23 protein-coding genes and 1 pseudogene are annotated in these 21,926 nt (G+C 62.9%); 13 read left to right on the forward strand and 11 right to left on the reverse strand.

The window, feature by feature from the left end; all coding sequences use genetic code 11:
* The first annotated feature begins 40 nt into the window (after positions 1-40).
* Genes ACFXS9_RS27230 through ACFXS9_RS27260 form a run of 7 tightly spaced genes read left to right on the forward strand, consistent with a single transcriptional unit; the run spans position 41 to position 5,983 of the window.
* A complete protein-coding gene (locus tag ACFXS9_RS27230) occupies positions 41-1,012 on the forward strand; it encodes an ABC transporter substrate-binding protein (RefSeq protein ID WP_392694002.1) in 972 nt (323 codons plus the stop codon).
* A 10-nt stretch (positions 1,013-1,022) separates the two neighbouring features.
* Entirely contained in the window at positions 1,023-1,778 is a 756-nt protein-coding gene (locus ACFXS9_RS27235) for an ABC transporter permease (protein ID WP_392694005.1), read from the forward strand.
* Positions 1,757-2,554 (forward strand): ABC transporter ATP-binding protein, encoded by a 798-nt coding sequence (locus ACFXS9_RS27240; RefSeq protein ID WP_392694007.1) that lies wholly within the window; start codon positions 1,757-1,759, stop codon positions 2,552-2,554. The genes ACFXS9_RS27235 and ACFXS9_RS27240 overlap by 22 nt, the downstream gene beginning before the upstream one ends.
* A 7-nt stretch (positions 2,555-2,561) precedes the next feature.
* On the forward strand, positions 2,562-3,362 hold the full coding sequence (locus tag ACFXS9_RS27245; RefSeq protein ID WP_392694010.1) for an ABC transporter permease: 801 nt from the start codon (positions 2,562-2,564) through the stop codon (positions 3,360-3,362).
* Between the two features lie 12 nt (positions 3,363-3,374).
* The gene (locus ACFXS9_RS27250) at positions 3,375-4,040 is read left to right on the forward strand and encodes a polysaccharide deacetylase family protein (protein ID WP_392694013.1); all 666 of its coding nucleotides are present in this window, start codon (positions 3,375-3,377) and stop codon (positions 4,038-4,040) included.
* A complete protein-coding gene (locus ACFXS9_RS27255) occupies positions 4,037-4,906 on the forward strand; it encodes a fumarylacetoacetate hydrolase family protein (protein ID WP_392694016.1) in 870 nt (289 codons plus the stop codon). The genes ACFXS9_RS27250 and ACFXS9_RS27255 overlap by 4 nt, the downstream gene beginning before the upstream one ends.
* Before the next feature lie 36 nt (positions 4,907-4,942).
* Positions 4,943-5,983 (forward strand): uroporphyrinogen decarboxylase family protein, encoded by a 1,041-nt coding sequence (locus ACFXS9_RS27260; RefSeq protein ID WP_392694019.1) that lies wholly within the window; start codon positions 4,943-4,945, stop codon positions 5,981-5,983.
* Here ACFXS9_RS27260 and ACFXS9_RS27265 read toward each other — a convergent pair.
* The 3 genes from ACFXS9_RS27265 to ACFXS9_RS27275 form a co-directional block, all read right to left on the reverse strand.
* Entirely contained in the window at positions 5,980-6,588 is a 609-nt protein-coding gene (locus ACFXS9_RS27265) for a nuclear transport factor 2 family protein (protein WP_392694022.1), read from the reverse strand. The two genes, ACFXS9_RS27260 and ACFXS9_RS27265, sit on opposite strands and share 4 nt — an antisense overlap.
* An 80-nt stretch (positions 6,589-6,668) precedes the next feature.
* Positions 6,669-6,938, reverse strand: coding sequence for a hypothetical protein (locus ACFXS9_RS27270; protein ID WP_392694024.1), 270 nt, complete (start codon positions 6,936-6,938; stop codon positions 6,669-6,671).
* Positions 6,935-7,588 carry a DUF2778 domain-containing protein gene (locus ACFXS9_RS27275; protein WP_392694027.1) on the reverse strand — a complete coding sequence of 218 codons (654 nt, stop codon included), beginning with the start codon at positions 7,586-7,588 and terminating at the stop codon, positions 6,935-6,937. The genes ACFXS9_RS27270 and ACFXS9_RS27275 overlap by 4 nt, the downstream gene beginning before the upstream one ends.
* 117 nt (positions 7,589-7,705) lie before the next feature.
* Here ACFXS9_RS27275 and ACFXS9_RS27280 point away from each other — a divergent pair, with 117 nt between their 5' ends.
* Positions 7,706-7,975, forward strand: coding sequence for a hypothetical protein (locus ACFXS9_RS27280; RefSeq protein WP_392694030.1), 270 nt, complete (start codon positions 7,706-7,708; stop codon positions 7,973-7,975).
* Between the two features lie 147 nt (positions 7,976-8,122).
* Here the strand turns inward: ACFXS9_RS27280 and ACFXS9_RS27285 are convergent, their stop codons facing one another.
* The 5 genes from ACFXS9_RS27285 to ACFXS9_RS27305 form a co-directional block, all read right to left on the reverse strand.
* Complete coding sequence (locus ACFXS9_RS27285; RefSeq protein WP_392694033.1) at positions 8,123-8,548, reverse strand: DOPA 4,5-dioxygenase family protein; 426 nt, start codon at positions 8,546-8,548, stop codon at positions 8,123-8,125.
* Positions 8,549-8,612: 64 nt separating this feature from the next.
* Positions 8,613-9,173 carry a carboxymuconolactone decarboxylase family protein gene (locus ACFXS9_RS27290; protein ID WP_392694036.1) on the reverse strand — a complete coding sequence of 187 codons (561 nt, stop codon included), beginning with the start codon at positions 9,171-9,173 and terminating at the stop codon, positions 8,613-8,615.
* 94 nt (positions 9,174-9,267) lie between these two features.
* Complete coding sequence (locus ACFXS9_RS27295) at positions 9,268-9,792, reverse strand: VOC family protein (RefSeq protein ID WP_392700039.1); 525 nt, start codon at positions 9,790-9,792, stop codon at positions 9,268-9,270.
* Positions 9,793-9,936: 144 nt separating this feature from the next.
* Positions 9,937-11,157 (reverse strand): cytochrome P450, encoded by a 1,221-nt coding sequence (locus tag ACFXS9_RS27300; protein ID WP_392694039.1) that lies wholly within the window; start codon positions 11,155-11,157, stop codon positions 9,937-9,939.
* A gap of 60 nt (positions 11,158-11,217) precedes the next feature.
* Positions 11,218-11,427, reverse strand: a complete 210-nt coding sequence (locus ACFXS9_RS27305) for a ferredoxin (RefSeq protein ID WP_028349502.1) — start codon at positions 11,425-11,427, stop codon at positions 11,218-11,220.
* A gap of 152 nt (positions 11,428-11,579) precedes the next feature.
* Here ACFXS9_RS27305 and ACFXS9_RS27310 point away from each other — a divergent pair, with 152 nt between their 5' ends.
* The 3 genes from ACFXS9_RS27310 (at position 11,580) to ACFXS9_RS27320 (ending at position 14,468) form a co-directional block, all read left to right on the forward strand.
* Positions 11,580-12,218, forward strand: a complete 639-nt coding sequence (locus ACFXS9_RS27310; protein WP_057844106.1) for a TetR/AcrR family transcriptional regulator — start codon at positions 11,580-11,582, stop codon at positions 12,216-12,218.
* On the forward strand, positions 12,215-13,420 hold the full coding sequence (nhaA, locus tag ACFXS9_RS27315) for a Na+/H+ antiporter NhaA (protein ID WP_392694043.1): 1,206 nt from the start codon (positions 12,215-12,217) through the stop codon (positions 13,418-13,420). Before ACFXS9_RS27310 ends, nhaA begins: the two co-directional genes overlap by 4 nt.
* A 193-nt stretch (positions 13,421-13,613) precedes the next feature.
* On the forward strand, positions 13,614-14,468 hold the full coding sequence (locus ACFXS9_RS27320) for a hypothetical protein (protein WP_392694046.1): 855 nt from the start codon (positions 13,614-13,616) through the stop codon (positions 14,466-14,468).
* A gap of 85 nt (positions 14,469-14,553) precedes the next feature.
* On the opposite strand, the gene ACFXS9_RS27325 is transcribed toward ACFXS9_RS27320, so the two are convergent.
* The 3 genes and pseudogenes from ACFXS9_RS27325 to nirB all read right to left on the reverse strand — a co-directional run bounded on the left by ACFXS9_RS27325 (position 14,554) and on the right by nirB (position 20,015).
* Positions 14,554-17,211 (reverse strand): molybdopterin-dependent oxidoreductase, encoded by a 2,658-nt coding sequence (locus ACFXS9_RS27325; RefSeq protein WP_392694048.1) that lies wholly within the window; start codon positions 17,209-17,211, stop codon positions 14,554-14,556.
* Between the two features lie 12 nt (positions 17,212-17,223).
* Positions 17,224-17,559, reverse strand: coding sequence for a nitrite reductase small subunit NirD (nirD, locus tag ACFXS9_RS27330; RefSeq protein ID WP_392694051.1), 336 nt, complete (start codon positions 17,557-17,559; stop codon positions 17,224-17,226).
* Positions 17,556-20,015 (reverse strand): annotated as a pseudogene (nirB, locus tag ACFXS9_RS27335) (nitrite reductase large subunit NirB). The gene nirD and the pseudogene nirB overlap by 4 nt, the downstream one beginning before the upstream one ends.
* 651 nt (positions 20,016-20,666) lie before the next feature.
* Here nirB and ACFXS9_RS27340 point away from each other — a divergent pair.
* Both ACFXS9_RS27340 and ACFXS9_RS27345 read left to right on the forward strand, forming a co-directional pair.
* Positions 20,667-21,722, forward strand: coding sequence for a nitrate/nitrite transporter (locus tag ACFXS9_RS27340; RefSeq protein WP_392694053.1), 1,056 nt, complete (start codon positions 20,667-20,669; stop codon positions 21,720-21,722).
* The gene (locus tag ACFXS9_RS27345) at positions 21,722-21,925 is read left to right on the forward strand and encodes a hypothetical protein (protein ID WP_392694056.1); all 204 of its coding nucleotides are present in this window, start codon (positions 21,722-21,724) and stop codon (positions 21,923-21,925) included. The genes ACFXS9_RS27340 and ACFXS9_RS27345 overlap by 1 nt, the downstream gene beginning before the upstream one ends.
* Position 21,926: the final 1 nt, after the last annotated feature.

A 21,926-nucleotide genomic window follows, 5' to 3' on the forward strand; every position in this document is an offset into this window, starting at 1 on the left:
AGACCAAATCAAATCAAGAAAAGCAGAGGGAAACGTCACCATGAGAATCACGCGACGCTACATATTGGGAACGATTGCGGCCGCCACCGTGCTTGGCGCATCAAGCATGGCGCAAGCTGCCGATACCGTCCGCATCGGGCTTCCGACAAAAACCTACTGGCCGACGACGATCGCGGAAACCGCGGTGCGCCAAAAACTGTTCGAGAAGGAAGGCATCACGGCTGAACTCACGATCTATCGCGGCGGCGCCGAGACCTTCGAGGCGATGGCGGCGGGCGCCGCCGACGTGATCCTCGACGCGACATCGCTGGTATCGGCCGGGCGCAAGAAGGGCGTGAATTCCAAGGTGCTCGCGAGCGCCGCAACGGGTTATTACGGCTGGCAGTTGATGACGCTTTCGAAATCGACGCTTGGGGTAAAGGACCTGAACGGCAAGAAGGTCGCCATCACCTCCGCAGGCTCCGGCTCCGACCTGCTGGCGTTGTGGACCCAGCAGGACAAGAAGATCGAATTCACCCGCGTTCCCGTCGGCGGCGGCGGCCTGGTGCCGAACCTGCTCGCCGGTAACGTCGACGCGGCCGTCGTCTATTCGCCGCTGAGCTTCCAGATCTCAAAATCAGGGGAAGCGCGCACCATCCTCGACTTCTCCAAGGAGGTGCCGCCGAATCTCGCCGCCGGCTGGATCGCGCTCGACAAATACGTGCAGGACAAGCCGCACCTCGTACAGAAGACGCTGAATGCGCTCTATGGCGCACTGATGTACATGCGCGCCAACAAGGACGCCTCCGTCAAGCTGATCACCGAACTCTATGAAATTCCCGCCGAGATCGCGGCGCTGGAATATGAGAACACGATCATGAAGCTGGAAACCGACGGCAGCATGGACGGGCCGAAAATTCCGGAGCAGCTCCAGCTCGCGCTCGACATGGCCAAGGCCGGCGGCATGAAGGACCTTGGGCCGGCCGCGGAAATTATCTCGACGCAGTTCAAGCCGGTTCCGACCAAGTTCTGAGACAAGCGCGATGCAAAGCGGGCTAGCGGTAAAGGCGGCGCGGGTTGCCATTGTGGTGGCGCTGTTTGCGATATGGGAAATCCTGTCACGGACCGGCATCGTCAATCCGCGCCTGCTTCCCTCCGCCTCCGATACGCTGTCAACGCTTGGCGAGCTCTTGCAGCGCGCGAGCGTGCGCAAGGATCTGGCGGTGACCGCAACCGAGGTGGTGACCGCATTCGCCCTCGCCGTTCCCGTCGGCGCACTGATCGGCTTCCTGATCGCGGAGAACCGCTATTTTGCCGAGGTGGCAAAGCCGCTGCTGTTCTTCGCCTTCAGCATTCCGAAGTCGATCTTCCTGCCGATGTTCATCCTGGTGTTCGGGGTCGGCTTTTCGCAGAAGGTGGGCTTCGGTTTCTTCTCGACGATCTTCATCGTGATCATGTCGACCACGACGGCGGTAGAGTCGGTCAAGATTGAGCATTTGACGGTCGCCCGCTCCTATGGCGCGACACCTGTTCAGACCGCGTTCCGCGTCTACCTGCCGAGCATGCTTCCCGTCCTGCTGGAAGCGCTGCGGATCTCGATGATCTTCAACCTTACCGGCGTCATTCTCGCCGAAATGTACGCCTCGCGCGACGGCATCGGGCACCAGATTGCGACTTGGGGCGAGAACTTCCAGATGAAGCAATTGCTGGCCGGCGTGGTGATGATCGCCGCCGTCGCGATTGCCTTCAATGAACTGGTCAGATGGGTGGAAACACGATGCAGCCATTGGCGAACATAACCCCACTGAAGCCGGCCGGCGCGATCGAAGTCCGCAATGTCGGGCAAATCTTCAAGACCACGACGCAGGACGTCGTCGCGCTGGAGGACGTCTCGCTCGATGTCAAACCGGGCCGCTTCGTGGTGCTGGTCGGCCCGAGCGGCTGCGGCAAGTCGACGCTTTTGATGATGATGGCGGGTTTGCGCCAGCAGACCTCCGGCACCATCACCGTCAGCGGCGCGCCGATCCCCGAGCCCGATCCGAACCGGGTCGGCGTGGTGTTTCAGGAAGCCAGCCTGTTCCCCTGGCTGACGGCGGAAGAAAACGTCGAGTTTCCGCTGGCGCTGCGCGGCGTCACAAAAGGCGATCGCCGCGCTAGAGCGCAGGACGCCTTGAAACTTGTGGGCCTCGAAGGCTTCGGCAAGCGCCATCCACACGAGTTGTCTGGCGGGATGAAGCAGCGCGTCTCGATTGCGCGCGGCCTGGTGCAGGATCCGCCGGTGCTGCTGATGGACGAGCCGTTCGCGGCGCTCGACGAACAGACCCGCATGACCATGGGCGACGAGCTGCTGCGGATCTGGGCGGCGACCGGCAAGACGGTGGTATTCGTGACCCATAGCTTGACGGAAGCGGTCTATCTCGCCGACGAGGTGATCGTGATGTCGCCGCGCCCTGGCCGCATCGTCGATCACCTGCAGGTCTCGCTGCCCCGCCCACGCACCTATGAGATGCTGAGCGGCGACACGTTCGGCAGTCTGCGCGACCGCATCTGGCGGCACATCCGTAAATCGGCGTGAGGCTGGCATGAGCGCGGCAACACTTCGCAGATTGATCGTGATCGGCCTGATTGTGCTGTGGGAAATCCTGCCGCGTGCCGGCTTCATTCCGGAACTGTTTCTGCCGTCGCTGTCCTCGACGCTCGCGGCCGGATGGAACGAGGCTGGCGAATACGGCCACGCCCTTGCCGTCACGCTCTACGAGGTTGCGATCTCGATGGCGTTCGCCTGCGGCGGCGGTATCCTGCTCGGCGCCATCGTCGGCAGCCTGCCGCGGCCGCGCATCCTGATCATGCCGATGGTCTCGAGCCTCTATGCGGTGCCGCTGGTCATCCTCTATCCCGTATTCACGGTCTGGCTCGGCATTGGCTCGGAATCCAAGATCGCGTTCGCTTCGATCTATGGTTTTCTGCCGACGATGCTGGCGACTGCCGCAGGCATCCAGACCATCGATCCGCAGTTGCTGCTGGCCGCCCGCAGCATGGGCGCGACGCTGAGCCAGCGGCTGGTTCGCGTCATCATTCCAGCGGCGATCCCAACTGTGTTGTCGGGGCTGCGCGTCGGCGGCGCGCTTGTGATCGTCGGCGTGGTGGTGTCGGAAATGCTGATCTCGTCGGCGGGCATCGGCTATCTGATCTCGCGCTACCGCACTATCCTCGATAGCCCGCACGTCTTCGCCGGCGTATTGCTGGTTCTGGCGATGGCGATCGCCTTCAATGCCGCCATCAAATGGATCGAGCGTAAGGCCGCGATCTGGCAGACCGGCACGCGCGCCGGGCAAGACGCCGCCGGCGAAGTCGCGCCCGCTGCCCTGCAGCCTGCGACCTGACGGAGTGTGAGCGTGTTCGACCTGACGCTGACATTCGACAACGGTCCCGAGCCCGGTGTCACGCCGCGCGTGCTCGATACCTTGCGCGAGCGCGGCATCAAGACGACGTTCTTCGTGATCGGCGAAAAGCTCTCCGATCCCGAACGCCGCCGGCTGGCGGCGCGCGCGCATGATGAAGGTCACTGGATCGGCAATCACACCTTTACGCACGCCGTTCCGCTCGGGCAGCAACGCGATCCGAACGCGGCACAAAGCGAGATCGGCCGGACGCAGGACGCGATCGGCGACCTCGCCCACGCGCAGCGCTGGTTCAGGCCGTTCGGCGGCGGCGGCAATCTCGATCGGCGGCTGTTGAAGCCCTCCGTGGTCGACTACCTCATCCGCAACAGGCATAGCTGCGTGCTCTGGAATGCGATCCCGCGCGACTGGGACGATCCTGATGGCTGGGTCGACCGAGCCCTCGACCTGTGCCGCTCGCAGCCGTGGAGCCTGATGGTGCTGCACGATCTGCCTGGCGGCGCCATGGATCACCTCGAGCGCTTTCTCGACCGAGCAGAGAAAGCCGGCGCGCGCTTCCACCAGGACTTTCCGCCCGACTGCGTCCCGATCCGGTCGGGCGAGATCGTGCTGCCCATCCAGCCCTACGTTTCCAACATCGAAGAGAGTGTCAAAACATGAGGATCGCGAGTTTCAAGGCAGGTCAAACGGCAACCTACGGCCTGGTCACGAACGCAGGCATTATCGACGCCGGAAAACGGCTTAAGCCTTATCCAACCCTGAAGTCGCTGCTCGCCAACGGATTGCTCGACGAACTGAAAGCGCTGCAGGGTGAGCGCCCCGATTACGCATTGGCCGAAATCGAGCTGCTGCCGACCGTACCCGACCCGGACAAGATCTTCTGCATCGGCGTCAACTACGCCACGCACCTTGCCGAAAGCGGCCATCCCACGCCGCCGCACCCGATGATCTTCACGCGTTTCGCCAATAGCCAGGTCGGCGGCGGCCAGCCGATGATCCGGCCGCTGGAATCCGAACGCTTCGACTATGAGGGCGAGATGGCCGTCATCATCGGCAAGGCCGGCCGCCGGATTTCGCGGGAAGAGGCGCTGGCGCATGTTGCGGGTTATGCCTGCTACAATGACGGAAGCATCCGCGACTGGCAGCGCCACACCTCGCAGTTCGCGCCTGGAAAGAATTTTGTCGGCACCGGCGCATTCGGACCGTGGATGGTTACCACGGACGAAATCCCTGATATCAGCAAGCAGACCATTGCGACCCGCCTCAACGGCGTCGAAGTGCAGGCCGCGCCGATCTCGGACCTCGTGTTCGATGTCCCTGCCCTGATCGCCTACTGCTCGACCTTCACCGAACTGGTTCCGGGCGACGTCATCGTCACCGGCACCACCGGCGGCGTCGGCGCCTATCGCACGCCGCCGCTGTGGATGAAGGATGGCGACGTGGTCGAGGTCGAAGTATCCGGCATCGGCGTGCTGCGCAATCCGGTCAAGGATGAGGTTTCGGCCGCTGCGACACGTGCGGCTTGATATGAGAGGAACAACAATAAGAGCATGGAGGTACTGATGAACCTGCCGAAACATCTTCTGCCGACCACCGTCGTTGGCAGCTACCCGCAGCCGGAATGGCTGGTCGATCGCGCGATGTTGTCAAAGGTGGTGCCGCGCACACGCCTGCACGCGATGTGGCGACTGCCTGCGGAGCACCTGGAAGAAGCGCAAGACGACGCCACCATCGTTGCGATCAGGGACATGGAGCGCGCCGGCATCGATATCGTGACCGACGGCGAAATCCGCCGCGAGAGCTATTCCAATCGCTTCGCCACCGCGCTTGAAGGCATCGATGACGAGAATCCGGCGATGATCACCTCGCGCAGCGGACACGAAACGCCGGTGCCGCGTGTGGTCGGCCCGGTAAAACGCCGCGGCCCGGTCGAGCTGCACGACATGGAATTTCTGCGGGAGAACACCGACCGCGCGGCCAAGATCACCCTGCCCGGCCCGTTCACGATGAGCCAGCAGGCGAAGAACGAGTACTATAAGGACGACGAGGAGCTGGCGATGGCATTTGCCGAAGCCGTCAACGCCGAAGCGCTCGATTTGCAAAAGGCCGGCGCTGACGTGATCCAGCTCGACGAGCCCTGGGTGCGCAACAACCCGGACCTTGCCCGCCGCTACGCTGTGAAGGCGATCAACCGCGCCCTGCAAGGCATCACCGTACCGACCGTGGTGCATCTGTGCTTCGGCTATGCCGCGGTCGTCCCTGGCTCGACCAAGCCGGCCGGCTATTCCTTCCTTGCTGAACTTGCCGACACCAGTGCCGAGCAGATTTCGATCGAGGCTGCGCAGCCGAAACTCGATCTCGGCGTGCTCAAGGACCTGTCGTCGAAGAAGATCATGCTTGGCGTGCTCGACCTCGGTAATCCCGAGATCAGATCTGCCGATGTGGTGGCCGGCCGCATCCGCAACGGCCTCAAGCACGTCGCCGCCGACCGGCTGGTCATCGCACCCGATTGCGGCATGAAATACATGCCGCGCCATGTCGCGTTTGGAAAATTGAAGGCGATGTGCGACGCCGCAGCGACGGTGCGCAAGGAGATCAGTTAGAGCGGCCTGCCCTGCAGCCACGCCGCACCGCGCGCATACAGGGCCTCGACCTCGGGTCCCTTGAGGCCGGGCATGTCGCGCTTGACCGTGTAGCCGATGCGGGTCTGCAAATAAGCGAGATGGCGGTAGCCCGGCGGGAATTGCTCGAGGAGAGCCTTGTCCAGCACCGGGGCCGTGCCCGGCGTGACGGGGTCCATGCGGTCCTTCTCATAGATCGGCTGGCGCAGCACGATGCCCCAGCGTCCCTCCCGCTTTTCGAGGAAGTCGTAGAATCTCCCGGTACAGAGCACGTCGCACAGCACGCCCTCGACCTCGGCACGCTGCGAGATCGTCATTTTGGTCTGCGCAATCGCGCGATTTCCCGCCAAGTCGACCGAGATGCCGCCAAGAAAATGCAGAATGCTGACGCCCTTGGCCCAGGCCTGCTTGCTGATTTCGATGAACTGGTCGCCGGTGCCCTGCGTCCAGGTCGCCATCATGCGGCCGTCCGGGTGCCAGACCGTGCGGAAACGCTCCCAGTCTCCGGCATCGCGCCAGATTGCCCAGTTCTGCAACAATTCCCGGATCAGGCGATCGTCTTCAATTTCGGCGTGACTTAAGGGCATGCGAGCATTCCATTGGGACATATTTTCTCAGGCGTCCACGAGACATAACCGTGGGGGCTTCCACGGACAGGCCGGCGCCTTCACAACAGCTTCGCGCGGACGAACAGCGCACGCAAGGCGTCGGTCGCCTGCACGGTCAGCATCGCGTTATCAGCGGCGCCCTGCAGTGCCTGCACGGCGTCGGCATGCAGCGCGCGGAATTCGATCCATTCGATCGAGGAGAGATTGGTAATGAAGCGATAGGCCTGGCCGACGGTGGCGATCGACACCGTCCTGCCGTTCAGGCTGATCTTGAAGAGCGCCCGTAGCGGGGTATCTGAATCGGCGGCATCGCCCGCAACTGCGGTCATGACGGAGATGGCGAACGCCGCGACGCGGTGAGGCCTTCGCGCAGACTTGGCACGACGACGAGCCGCTTGACCTCGCCGTTCCGGTAGGCCTGCAGGAACCTGTCGTAGTCCTTGATCGAGACGCAGCCGTTGGAATCACCGTTCGGCCCGAGCAGGTAGCTGTGCACGAGCAGGCCCGTTCGCCCGTGCATTTCGTTCTCGCCGATCGGGGTCATGCGCAGCGCCGCGACACCGTGAAACAGTTTCTCGCGCGGCTTCAAATCGTAGATGTTGGGCGGGGTCGCGCCGACCATGCGCTGGTCGACATGTGCCGGATTGTCCATCAGGTTGCCCAGCCCTGAGTGTGCCTCGAGCTTGGTGCCGCTCGGCAGGTAAACGGCGCGGGCCGAAATGTCGTAGACGGCGGTCTGACTGTCATAGCCCAGCGCCGCCAGATCCTTGCGCTCGCTGAGCAACCCATCCCCCGGCGTCAGCGAGGCCAGCGAGAAGCGCATCGGCACCAGATCGGCAAGCTTGTCGAACATGGTGCGGTTGTCGGACGAGACCGGCGGCGGATCGCTTTTCGCCGACTGAAGGTTGGCCAGGACCGGCCGGGATCTCGGGAGCGGGATGGCCGCTTCGACCGTCGGGGCCGGCGGCGGAGGCTGCACGTTCTCCTCACGCGATTGCTCCTCGCGCGATTGTCCGCCCAACAGGATTTCGATGTACGCGAACTCCGCATCGAAGTCCGCGCGCTGCGGGCGGGGGCGGCACGCCAGGGATAGTTGATGGCCAGCGAACGCCGCACCGAGGCGTGGCCGAAGCGCTCGTCGAACGAGGATGTGCTGCCGACATTCGCGGATGCGGGCTTGACAAAGCCGACCACATCGAAATCGGTCACCCAGGCAGCCAACCCCAATGCCATGGCGAGCGCCGCCGTGCCGAATGCCATCTCACGGAGCAATCGGGTACCGCGGCTTGACGCAAGCCCGGCTGCGCTGGTCTTGGCTCTATCCATTCGTCCCCGGATCGGCGCTTCGGAATTGAATGATTCCTAAGGGATTCACCGAATAAGTCCCACCATAATGCAGATCAAAGTAAGGCATAATCGAGACAATCGCTCACGGCTATCATGACCGGCCGAATTCACAGGTTCAAGCCTCGTATTGGTAAACGGGCCGGGGTTTTCGCCAGCAGAGCCGCGCTCAAGGCCGGAGAATTGGATTGGTATTCGGTGCCGGCGCCTCTTCCATCTCGGCGTCCTCCGGCAGCTTATCGCCATGTACGGCCAGCGCCGGCCCGATCCAGACCGGATCGGCCAGGTGATCCCGGCGCGGATTGGTCGTATTCGGATGGATCAGAACGCTCAGATTGCCATGGTTGAGCATCAGCCAAGGCACCAGTTCGGGGAATATCTCGCGGGCAAAGGCGACCTGGTACATGGCCTGATCATGCGGGCCGACCTTGACGTCGTGCCACCGTCCGAGCGTGACCGAAAAGCGCTCGCCGATCCACGTGCGCAGTTGCTCGGCCTCGGCCCGCGTAGTCGCCGGATCGTAGTAGATGTGGGCGTGATAGCTGGCGATTTCGCCTAGTGGTCGCGGACCGCTCGAACCGGGCTCACCTGTCATCCCTGTGCTCCACACCATCGTTGGACCCGGCCGATGATCGCTGCAACCGGGGGCGTGGTCAATGTCAGCCCGTTCGCTTCTGGCCGCCCTCGAAGACGGTCATCCCAGCGGCGGGGTCGAGATCAACCTCGGTCGCTTCCGTCAGCCGCGCCATCGTCATGTAGAAGCCGATCGCGAGGATCGATTCGACGATCTCCTGCTCGCTGAAATGCCTGCGCATGTCGGCAAAGACCGGTTCAGCGACGCGCACGTTCTCGATCACTTCCCGGCCGAACGCCAGCAGCGCCTGTTCGGCGGCATTGAAGGCGGCGTCCTCGTATTTGCCGTGTTCGATGCAGTCAATCTGCCGCTGGGTAACGCCGACGCCGAGCGCGATCGGAACATGCTGCCGCCACTCATATTCGCCGCGCTCCCATTGCGCGACCTGAAGAATCAGCAATTCGCGATTGACGTGGCTGAGCTTCTGGCGGTGCAGGATCGAATTGGCGAACCGCATGGCCGGAATGAAATTGGCCTCTGCATGCGCCATCATCCGGAAGATGTTCAATACGACCGGCATCCGATCGAACGACGCGCGCACATCGCCGCTGGTTGTCGCCGGATCGATCAGGGGAAGTCTGGCCATTCGCCTCTCCTCGCGCTTGCCGTTCTTGTTGTCGTTGCGGACGCTTCCGCGCTCTGATCGTAACTTACTTCACGGTTGTCGGATCGCGCATCGCTCAGCGGCCGCCGACTTCGCGGATCGGATCGGAGCCGTCCCAATCGGTGGCAACCCGGCGGATGTGCTCGAAGAAGCTTCCCTTGCTTCCGCTGATGTCTGAAATCTCCACCACGGTGCCGGGATGAGCTTGGGTATCGAAATAGGCGAAACGGCCTTTTTCACCGCCGATCTGGCCCTCGTGTCCCACTTTATAGCCAAGCGACAGCGCGCGGTCGTAGAGGGTCTGATATTCGCGGGTCCAGTACGACATGTGCTGCAAGCCTTCGCGGCCGGAGTCGAGAAACTCCTTGTACATCGAGGGCGCGTCGTTGCGCTGCTGGATCAGCTCGATCTGGAGATCGCCGGAATTGGCGAGCGCTACGCTCATCTCCATGGCGGAGTCCTGCCCGCGGTGGCGGAAGTAATCGGTCTTGACCCTGTCGATATAGTACCAGGGCCCGACGCCCATCACATTGACCCAATGATCCAGGGCAGCGCGGATATCGCGGACGACATATCCGTTCTGGCAGACTGCACCAAAGATTACGGCTCATCACGACCTCCCGTCTGCTGCCGGCGCCGCGAGTCACACCGTTCGTATGGAGAGAGCCCCCACCCGGACCGCATCTATGATGCGATCCGACCTCCCCCGCAAGCGGGAGAGGTGAAGCCCGCGCCCGTATTGCACTCAGTTCGTCTTCCCGAACAGCAGGGGCAACTGACGCGGGCCGCGAACGGTGCCTTCCGACCACGTGACCTTGCCGGCCGGGTCGAGCCTGAAATCCGGAATCCGCTTCAGCCATTCCTCGATCGCAACCGTCATTTCCATGCGGGCGAGGTTGGAGCCGACGCAGCGGTGAATACCGAGGCCGAACGCGGCGTGGCGATTCTCCTTGCGGTCGATGACCACCTTGTCGGCATCGGGGAACATGGCGGGATCGCGGTTGGCGGCCGGGAACGACAGCAGCACCATGTTGCCCGGCTTGACCGGACAGCCACTGACCGTGGTCTCCTTCATCACCTCACGTGCCATCGTCACCGGAGAGTAGGCGCGCAGCAATTCCTCAACGGCGAGCGGCATCAGCTCCGGCTCCTTGACGAGGCGCTCGCGGTCCGCGGGCGTTTTCGCCAGATGCCACAGCGAGGAGCCGATCGCGCTCCAGGTGGTGTCGATGCCGGCGATCAACAGCAGCCGCAGCGAACCCAGCACATGTTCGTCCGTGATCGGATTTCCGTCCTTGTCCTTTGCCTTCATCAAGGTCGAGATCAGATCGTCGGTCGGATTCTTCTTGCGCTGCTCGAGGTGGCCGGCGAAATAGCCGGTCATATCCTTCACCGCCTCCATCAGCGCGTTGTCGTCCTTGATGCCGAGTTCGAGGATGCCGTGAATCCATTTGATGAAGAGATCGCCGTCCTTCTCGGGAATCCCTAGCATGTGCGCGATGGCGCGCACCGGAATGTGCTTGGTGTAGCGGGCGGCGGCGTCGCATTTGCCGTCGGCAATGAATTCGTCGATCAGCTCGTTGCAGATCGCGCGGACCCGCGGCTCCAGCTTCTTCATCGCGTCCGGGGTGAAAGGCGGCAGCAGAATTTGCTTGGCCGGCTTGTGCTCGGGCGGATCGGAGGTGATCGGCGGCGCGCGGGCCGTAATCTCCGGGCGAACGTCGCGCACGATCACACGTCGGGACGAAAAGTGCTCGGTGTCGTAGGCGATTTCCTTCACCGCCTGGTACGTGGTCGGCATGTAACAGCCGAGAAACCGGTCGGTATGAACGACCGGCGAAGCCGCGCGCAGCTCTTCCCAGATCGGAAACGGATCTTCCGTCCACACCGGGTCGGTATGGTCGAAATCGTTGATCCAGTCGGTGACTGGCGGATGCTCGGGCATGATGCTGGCGGAATCGGACATCGGAGCAATTCCTCTGCTTGGTTCGTTCAGATCGTGATGGATGAAAGATCCGCGACCGGATTATTCTTCGGTCACCTCGATGGCAATTTCCGGACAGTTGCTCTGGGCGAGCCAGGCCTTGTCTTCCAGGCCCGCAGGCACAGAACCGTCGCCTGTTTCGTGCGCGTTGCCGAATTCGTCGAGGTCGAACAGTTCGGGGGCCAGTGATTTACAGCGCGCGTGTCCCTGGCATTTGTCCTGGTCGACGCGGACCTTCAGCTTTGCAGCCATCGCAGCGTTCCCCTCTTTGTGGCGCGCATTGTCTCGCGCTGCCTTTCGTCGGCGCAGCGGCACAGATCCGCCGCAGCACCGCGAAGTTATATCGTATTACATTCGCGTTGCCGTTGTGCTGTCAAGGCAAAAGTTATAGATCATGGAACTGAATGTCGCCACGACCCGCACGTAAAGCGCTGAATGCCTACCACCATGGGGATCTACGTGATGCCCTGGTTCAGGCCGCGTTGCACGAAGTGGAACTAGGCGGTCCCGAAGCGATTAGCATCAGCGCGCTGGCCAAGAAACTCGGCGTCTCGCAGCCGGCGCCCTACAAGCATTTTGCCGATCGCGAGACGCTGCTGACGGCTGTGACGGCCGAAGCCTTCCGCCAGTTCAGCGCCATGATGCGTGCGGCGCTTGAAAAGCCGTCGAAACAGTCGAAGCTGTCGCGCTTCGCGCAGCTCACGCTTGATTTCGGCCTGCGCCGCAACGGCATCTATCGCCTGATGTTCGCGTCTCGAACCATGGCATGCGCGCCGAAAGGCAGCGAGCTGCATAGTGCCGCAATGGAGACCTTCGAGCTTCTGGTAGAGGCGCTGGAGGCGCCCGCTGTAGAGCTGTTGCGCGAGCGGAGCGCTCTGAAGATCTGGGCCTCACTACACGGCGTGGTCATGCTCGCCGAACAGGGATTGCTCACCGGCCAGGCTGCCCATGTCAGCCGGGAAGAACTGGTCGAGGACATCGTGGCGGAAACCAAGCTCGCGCTGTCCGTTGCCATCGAGAAGGCCGGCAAGGCTGGTTCATGACGGCCAAAGCTCCGACGGCCAAGGCTCCGACGGCCGAACTTCACACTGCCGACAATACCGACCTTTATGGCGGCATCGCGCTTGGCATCGCCGCAGCCGCAGCGCTCATCATCGCTAACTCGCCGCTCGGGCCGCAGTATCAGGCGCTGTTGCATACCACCGGCGAGGTGCGGATCGGATCGATCGGACTGAGCAAGACGCTCGAACACTGGATCAACGACGGCTTGATGGCGGTGTTCTTTCTGCTGGTCGGCCTCGAGATCAAGCGCGAGGCGATCGAGGGTGCGCTGGCGAGCCCGAAGAAAGCGGCATTGCCCGTGATCGCCGCGTTCGGCGGCTTTGTCACACCGGCCGCCATTTTTGCCGCGATCAACTGGGGCGATGCCGAGGCGTTGCGCGGCTGGGCCATACCTGCAGCCACCGACATTGCCTTTGCGCTCGGCGTCTGCGCCATGCTGGGACGCAAGGTACCGGCCTCGCTGAAGACTTTTCTGTTGGCGCTGGCGATCATCGACGACCTCATGGCTATCATCGTCATCGCGATGTTCTATGCTGCCGACCTTTCGGTTCTGGCGCTGGGGCTCGGCGCACTCGGCATCGCTGCGCTCGTGGTCCTCAACCTGCTCGATGTGCGAAGGCCCGCATTCTATCTGATCGCCGGCCTTTTCACCTGGGTCTGCGTGCTCAAGTCCGGCGTGCATGCGACACTTGCCGGTGTCGCTGTCGGCTTCGCGATGCCGCTCACCCGGCATGATGGCCACAGCCTGCTCGAGGACACCGAACATGCACTCAAGCCGTGGGTCAGTTTCGCCATCGTACCGCTCTTTGCCTTCGCCAATGCAGGCGTATCGTTTCATGGGCTGACCTTGGAAAAGCTGACAGGGCCGATACCACTTGGGATCATTGCAGGGCTGTTCATCGGCAAGCAGATCGGCGTCTTCGGCGCCTCGCTGCTCGCCGTCAGGCTGGGCCTCGCTGCCATGCCGGACGGAGCCACGACGACGAAGTTCTATGCCACGGCCATCCTGACCGGCATCGGTTTCACCATGAGCCTATTCATCGGAACGCTCGCCTTCGACGACGAAATCGTCCTCGCGCAGGTCCGCCTCGGCGTTCTCTTGGCGTCGGTGCTGTCCGGCATCGTCGCCGCGCTGCTTTTTGCGGCCATCGGCCGATCAAACGACGTTCCGGCTTCCCGATAGGGCGGAGCAAACGCGCCACACCCCCATGAGATCGACGCCCGGATGGCAGCCGCTGCTTGTATTCGCCCTGGGCAAATGATCTAGCTTGTCCAGTCAAGGGCAACGCCGGTTGAGCACGAGTTTCACCAGATCCACTGCACCGCGCCGTCTGAAACTCGCGCTAGCGCGATCCGTCAGAAGCGTAGCGCTCGGCATGCTGGTGTCGTTTTGCGTTACGGGCCTTGCGCTTGGAAAAGACGAAGACGACGGTGAGGAGGATGCGGCCAAGGCCAAACCAGCCCTGCCGAACTTCTACCTCGATATGAGAACCATCTACTCGACGCTGCCCGCCGGCTCGCTCTCGATCGGATTCAGCGCGCCTCCGTTGTTATCGAGGCTGGCGAACCTTTCCTCGCTCCGAACCCTTACCTCGCCGTCCAGCCAAAGCGTCTCGGTCGACCTGCCCTTGACCGTCGATGTCAACGATCGGCTCTCGGTCTATGGCGGGGTCAGTGGAGCCACCTCGCAGGCGGGTACCGATCCCTGGACGACGTTCTCGATCTACGCCTTCACCGTCGGATTTCAGGCCGACCTCTATCAGCAGAACGGCGGAACGTTCCCGACCATCACCATCCAGGCCAACGCGACGCGATCGATTTCGGACGCGCCGCTGGCCACGACGGCCTACAACACCATCCTCGAGGCGGGCTACGCGCTGGACCCGGACGAGACGCGCGGGTTGCTGGCGGGGATGCAATACACCAGGGTTCTGGTCGATACCCCGTTCGCCCGCGTCAGTCCCGACGTCATGGGCTATGTCGGCGGCTATTATCAGTGGGACGACAACTGGAAGTTCACCGGCCGTTTCGGCGTGCAGCACTTCGGCGGCGCGCAGCTTCTGAACCTGACGCCGTTTCCCGCGTTCACGCAGCCGATCGTGCGGTTCGACCTCGACCGCATGGATGACGACGACAACAGGCTGTTCGGCATCACCGCGCAGATCGCCTGGACGCCGAAGCCATCGTATCAGCTAACGCTGCGAACGCCGCTCTACGCGATCAAGAACTAGCGGCGACCTTACGGCAAGCGCAGCCGAGGCCGATATCCGGCAACAGGCGTTTGAAGGATCGGAACCGCCTACGGTCACGCTACTCTCACGCCGGGTGCGGATCCCGCACAGCCGCGCCGCGCAATAGCTTGCCGATCTCCGGCTTGCAGGCACCGCAATTGGTGCCGGCCTTCAGGCGTCGGCCGACGTCGTCGACACTGGCCGCCCCCTTTTGGATTTCGGCCGCGATTTGGTGCTGCCCGACGCCGAAACACGAGCAGACGATGGGTCCGACGTCCTGAGCGGCATCGAGCGGCTGCCCCGTCAGCAGCGACATCCGCGCACTCGGTGACAATTCCTGTTCCGCGAACAGGCCGGAGAGCCACGACCGAGAAACCAGCCTGTGATCGGGTGCGATGAACACGCAACCCTCCAGCCGGCCGTCGCGAACAGCGGCGTAGCGGAAGCGGCCAACTTTCGGATCGCGATAGGCGATCCACTCGATGTCGTGCCCGACGCGGAGTTGCGCCCGCGCCCAATCGCGCCAGCTCGGCGGCCGCTCGTCGCCGGCAAGCTCCATCCGCCAGCAGGTCCCTGATAGCCCACCGACCCAATAACCCGCGGCGGGACGCTCGATCTCCTGGCGGCTGAGGATGAAGGCATGCCATTTCGGCGAGTAAGCGGCCGCCTTGACCGGTGTGTGCTTGGACTCTGGCTGTCCGGAGATCGGATCGGTCGCCGGATTGACCAGCGTGTTGACCCGGCCCTCGCCGGCATACTCGCCATTCCAGTGCATCGGCACGAACACGCAGCCGCGCCGCTGCTCGGCGGTGACGACGACGCGCGCCACCATCTCGCCCCACGGGCTGGTCAGCCGCGCAAGCCCGCCATTCTCCACGCCGGCCATGCGCGCGTCATCGGGATGGAATTCGGCATGCGGCTCGAAAACATGCGCCAGCAGTCGCGGCGATTTCCCGGTCCGCGTCATGGTGTGCCATTGATCGCGGACCCGCCCGGTATTGAGCACCAGCGGATAGTCGCGGCTGGTCGCGTTGACGGCTGCGCGCGGCGTCACCGGCACGAAACGGGCTTTGCGGTCGGCAGTGAAGAATTCGCGCGTTTCGAACATCCGCGGCGTGCCGGTCGGATATTCCCGCGTCACTGGCCATTGGATCGGAGTAAGCGCATCGTAAGCGCGGTCGTCGAGCGTGTTCAGGGCGGACAGGTCGAAATCGCGCGTCCCGTTATTCTCGAAACTCGAAAGCCCGGCGTGCTCGCGGAAGATCGCCGCAGCGCTCGGATAGTCGAACCCCGAAAAGCCCATGCGCCGGGCGACGTCGCAGACGGTCCGCCAATCGGCCCTTGCAGCGCCGGGCGCCGGCAGGAACGATCGCTGCCTGGAAATGCGGCGCTCGGAGTTGGTGACGGTGCCGTCCTTTTCGCCCCAGGTGAGCGCCGGCAGCAATACGTGAGCGTGACGCGTGGTGTCGGTATGCCGCATGCAATCGGACACGACGACGAGTTCGCATGCCTCGAGCGCGCGGCGCACGCGATCGGCATCCGGCAGGCTGACCAGCGGATTGGTGGACATGATCCAGACCGCCTTGATGCGCCGATCGGCAATCGCGTCGAACATGTCGATGGCCTTGAGGCCCTGCTTGTCCGCGATCACGGGCGATTGCCAGAAGCGTTGAACGATGTCGCGGTGCTGCGGGTTCTCGATCTCCATATGGGCAGCAAGCTGGTTGGCCAGCCCGCCGACTTCCCGGCCGCCCATGGCGTTGGGTTGTCCGGTCAGCGAGAACGGCCCCATACCGGGCCGCCCGATGCGGCCGGTCAACAAATGACAGTTGATGATCGAATTGACCTTGTCGACGCCGCTGCTCGACTGGTTGATACCTTGCGAATAGAGCGTGACGACCCGCTCGGTTTTGGCAAACCAGTCGAAGAACAACGCCACTGCGCCCTCGCCCAGCCCACAGATGTCGGCCGTCTGTGCGACCGTCTGGCCGGCGACCTGCCGCAGCGCGGCTTCGGCGCCGGTGGTGAAGCCATCCACGAATGCGCGATCGATGGCGTTGCGCGATGCAAGATGCGCGAGCAACCCGTTGAACAGCACGGAGTCGCTGCCCGAGCGAAGCGGCAGGTGCAGATCGGCGCCGTCACATGTCGCGGTCCGCCGCGGGTCGATCACGACGATGCGGCACGCGGGGTTGCTGGCCTTGGCCGCCACCATGCGCTGGTAGAGGATCGGATGGCACCAGGCGGCATTGGAGCCGACGAGGACCAGGAGATCGGCGGTCTCGAGATCCTCATAACAGCCCGGAACGGTGTCGCTGCCGAACGCACGCTTGTGGCCCGCCACGCTCGAGGCCATGCACAGCCGCGAGTTGGTGTCGATGTTGGCAGTGCCGATGAAGCCCTTGGCGAGCTTATTAATGACGTAATAGTCTTCGGTGAGAATCTGGCCGGAGACATAGAACGCGATCGAATCCGGTCCATGCTCGCGGATGATTCTGCCAAATCCCTCCGCGACATGGTCGAGCGCCGTATCCCAGTTCGTTTCCCGCCCATTGACCACAGGCGCAAGCAGCCGCCCCTCGAGGCCGATGGTCTCGGCGAGCGCCGAGCCCTTCGCGCACAGCCGCCCGAAATTGGCGGGATGAAGCGGATCGCCCCGGACGGTCACGGCGCCGGCGGGATCTCTGTCAGCGACAACGCCGCAGCCGACCCCGCAATACGGACAGGTTGTCTTCACTGCCACGGGCGATCACCCTCACTCGGCGGGAACAACCGCTGCCGTTTGGACGCTAAGCCAGACCATGCCGTTCTCCACCTTGGTCGGATGCGCGCGCGTGCATCCCTCGTCCGGCGCGACCGCCATGCCGCTTCCGAGCTCGATGACGAAATTGTGCAGCGGACAGGTGACGCGCTTGTTGTGGACGATGCCTTGCGACAACGGTCCGCCCTTGTGCGGACAGCGGTCGTCGAGCGCGAACACCTCGTCCTCGCTGGTCCGGAATACCGCAATGTCGCCGGAGGCCGTCCTCACGACGCGCGAGCCGAGAACGGGAATGTCGTTCAACGCCCCGATTTCGATCCATTTGGTCATGCGAGTTCGAGCTCCGCCAGCGGGGTGAATTCGTTACGGTCGACGCCGCGCTGGGCGCGCGCCGCCCAGGGATCGCTCTGCGAGAATTGCTGCGAATGGGCGAAGCGGCTGAACAGCGCCTTGCGGTTGGCGACATCGTCGACCACCTGCTTGCGGATCGCATCGAGGCCGACCCGATCGCACCACTTGTACATGCGCTCCAGATACCAGCCCTGTTCGCGATAAAGCTGCGTCAGGGCGGCGATGATTTCGAGCGTCTCCTCCTCCGTCGCTGCCTTGGCCAGGAATTCGGTTCCCTTGATGTGAAGACCGGCAGCGCCGGCGAAATGGATCTCGAATCCGGAATCGACGCAGACGACGCCGACGTCCTTGCAAGTCGCTTCCGCGCAGTTGCGCGGACAACCGGAGACCGCGAGTTTCACCTTGGCCGGCGTCCACGAGCCCCACATGAACTTTTCGAGCTTGATGCCGAGGCCGGTCGATCCTGCGTGCCGAAACGGCACCATTCCGATCCGACACAGGTCTTCACCGTGCGCAATCCCTTGGCATAGGCATGTCCCGACACCATGCCTGCATTGTTGAGATCGGCCCAGACCGCGGGCAGGTCCTCCTTCTTCACGCCCAGAAGATCGATGCGCTGTCCGCCGGTCACCTTGACGGTCGGAATCTTGAACTTGTCCGCGACGTCGGCAATGGCGCGCAATTCATGCGGCGTCGTGACGCCGCCCCACATCCGCGGCACGACAGAGTACGTTCCGTCCTTCTGGATATTGGCGTGGACGCGCTCGTTGATATAGCGCGACTGCTGATCGTCGCGATACTCGCCGGGCCAGGTAGCGAGCAGATAATAGTTCAGGGCAGGCCGGCAGGAGTGGCATCCGTTCGGCGTCTTCCAGTCCATGAACTTCATGACATCGGGGATGGTCTTCAATCCATTCTCGACGATGACACGGCGCGCGTCATCGTGGCTGTGATCGGTGCACGCGCACATCGGCTTGACCTTCGGCGCCGCCGAATAGTCGCCGCCGAGCGTGAAAGCGAGAACCTGCTCGACCAGACCGGTACAGGAGCCACATGACGACGACGCCTTGGTGTGGGCACGCACGTCGTCGATCGTGAAGAGTTTCTTTTCGCTGATTGCCTTGACGATCGTTCCCTTGCAGACGCCGTTGCATCCGCAGATTTCCGTATCATCGCTCATGGCAGCGACCGAGTTCTTGCCGCTATGGCCGCCGTCGCCGAGATTGGCGGCGCCGAACACCAGCCGCTCGCGCATCTGCGAAACGTCGGTGCCGTCGCGCAGATGCTGGAAGTACCACGGGCCGTCGATGGTATCGCCATAGAGCACCGCGCCGACGATCTTCTTGTCGCGCAGGATGATGCGCTTGTAGACGCCGCGGGAGGCGTCCTGCATGACGATCTCTTCCTTGTCCGCACCCGGCGCGAAGTCGCCGGCGGAGAACAGGTCGATCCCGGTCACCTTCAGTTTGGTCGAAACCACCGACCCGTCATAGGTGGCGAAACCCTTCATGGCGAGGTGGTTGGCGCAGACCTTGGCCTGGTCGAACAAGGGAGCCACGAGCCCGTAGGTCTGGCGCCGGTGCTGCACGCATTCGCCGACGGCGTAGATCTCGCCCGTCGTAGGTCTGCATGGTGTCGGAGACCACGATGCCGCGCTCGCAATAGAGGCCTGCCTTGCGCGCCAACTCCACGTTCGGGCGGATGCCGACCGCCATCACGACCAGATCCGCAGGGATCTCCTCACCGTCGGCGAAGCGCACACCGGTTACGCGATCCTCGCCGAGAATCGCCTCCGTTTGCGCCGGCATCTTGAACACCATGCCGCGCTCTTCCAGCGACTTACGCAGCAATCCGCCCGCGACCTGATCGAGCTGGCGCTCCATCAGCGTGTCGAGCAGATGCACGACGGTGACGTTCATGCCGCGCTTCATCAGGCCGTTGGCCGCTTCGAGGCCGAGCAGACCGCCGCCGATCACGACGGCGTTCTTGAAGCTCGTCGAGGCCTGAACCATATGCTCGACGTCTTGAATGTCGCGAAAGCCGATGACGCCCCGGAGATCCTTGCCCGGAAGCGGCAACATGATCGGGTTCGAGCCGGTGGCGATCAGCAGGCGATCGTAGGGTACCCGCGCGCCCTCTCTCGTCACGACTTCGCAGGTACGCCGATCGATCATCTCGATCATCTCGCCCTTGCGCAGCGTGATCCCGTTGTCCTCGTACCACTGCTCCGTGTTGAGCATGATGTCGTCGACGGTCTTCTCGCCGGCAAGCACGGGCGACAGCAGAATCCGGTTGTAGTTGCCGTATGGCTCGGAGCCGAACACGGTGATGTCATAGAGATGGGGCGCACGGTCCAGCAGCAATTCTACCGTGCGGATGCCGGCCATGCCGTTGCCGATCACCACCAACTTCGGCTTGTTTACTTTGTCGAGCATGCTCTGCCTTCTAATCCAGGTTCCGATGGCTCCGCTCGCCGACGCAACTCTGCATCGTCGATTGGCGAGAATTATTGATGATTGAGGAGCGCCCATCGGCGGGCAGAGTATCGTCGACTATGACGATCGATATCTTGCGTATTCAAGAGACGTGCCAACGCCGAACCCGCAATTCTTCGGGCGCAACACAGCGCTTCAGCCGATAAATCGTGAACTGGCTGCACCTTCGCGTGCATGGATGCCCAAAAAATCACCCGTAAGGGCTATCCATTGTGCACAACCCGAATACTTCACCGTGACTCGATGGCAATGTGCCCGTGGAAACAGCACGGCGCCGACGGGCGGGTTTCAGGAGAGCCTTCGCCGTTAATACTTCGCACAGCATAATAAAGCACCACACTGCACGTTCGAGCGGCTGGTTTTGCCAACAAACGGAGCAGCGGCCGCATTCGCGGCTGTTTGGGCGCACCTGGCAAGGTACTGCAAATACACGCTAAGTGGCGCGGTTGTTTGTCTGGCACGTGAATTGCTGACACTGAGACCTAGAGTGCGTCTCAACGACGAGCCGACTCGCTTCCCAAATCCGTCTCCTTGTGCCGAGATCACCGCGCGGCCCGCGCGGTATCACAGGCCGCTGTTCGAGGCTGCTCGATGAAGTTTGCTGAATTCAAGAAGGCCGGCCATTGGCCCACGCTACTCGCCGCCTTTCTCTATTTCGACATAAGCTTCATGGCTTGGGTCGCGCTTAGTCCGTTGATCGTCTACATCGTGCATGACATGAACCTGGCCGTCGACGAGAAGTTCACGCTCGTTGCCATTCCGGTCCTGGCCGGCGCGTTGCTGCGGGTTCCTATGGGCCTTCTCGCCGATCTGTTCGGCGCCAAGCGGACTGGAATTGTCGCGCAACTCGTCGTCATCGCCGCGACGGCATGGGTCTGCTATTTCGGCCTCCCGAGCAAGCTGTCAGTGGAAATCTTCGGTCTCGCGCTCGGCATCGGCGGCGCCTCGTTCGCGGTAGCGCTGCCGCAGGCGAGCCGCTGGTATCCGCCGCAATATCAGGGCGTGGTGATGGGGATCGCCGGCGCCGGCAACATGGGTGTCGTACTCGACACGATGTTCGCGCCGACGATTGCCGAGCTTTGGGGCTGGCAAGCCGTGTTCGGCGTGCTGCTCGTTCCGATGGTGCTGATCCTCGCCTACTACGCCTATGCCGCCAAGGACGCGCCCGGAGAGCGCAAACCGATCTCGCTGAAGGCTTATGGCACGTTGCTGCGCGATCCCGACAGCCGCTGGTTCATGTTCTTCTACTTCATCACCTTCGGCGGCTTCGTCGGACTGGCCAATGCGTTGCCGCTGTATTTCACCGTGCAATATCACGTATCAGGCGTCGCGGCGGGTCTGCTGGTTTCCTTGATCGTCGCTTTCGGTTCGGGTTTCCGCCCGGTCGGCGGCCTGATCGCCGACCGCATCGGCGGCATCCGTTCATTGTCGATGTTCTTTGGCGTCGTCGTGGCGGCGTATCTCGTCATCGCCTTCATGCCGGAGGGGCCGGCCGCGCCAGCGGCTGCGGGTTGGGCGCTCACCGAAATGCCGCGGATCGCCTGGATGTCGGTGCTGCTGTTCTCGATCGAGTCCTCGCGCTCGGCATGGGTAATGGCGCCGTGTTTCAGCTCATTCCGCTCCGCTTCCGGCAGGAGATCGGCCTGATGACCGGCATGGTCGGTTGCGCCGGAGGCATCGGCGGCTTCTTCCTTGCCAAGGCCCTCGGCGTCGCCAAGGGAATGACCGGCGGCTTCGGCGCGGGCTTCCTGTTTTTCGGCTTGCTGGCGTTGCTTGGTTTCCTCGGACTTGCCATGGTCAAGGTGCGCTGGCGCACCACATGGGGCGCCGCATCGGGAGCGCGGGTCTGAC

Origin of the sequence: Bradyrhizobium sp. RDI18, from assembly GCF_043203335.1 — a bacterium.
GTDB classification, from domain to species: domain Bacteria; phylum Pseudomonadota; class Alphaproteobacteria; order Rhizobiales; family Xanthobacteraceae; genus Bradyrhizobium; species Bradyrhizobium retamae.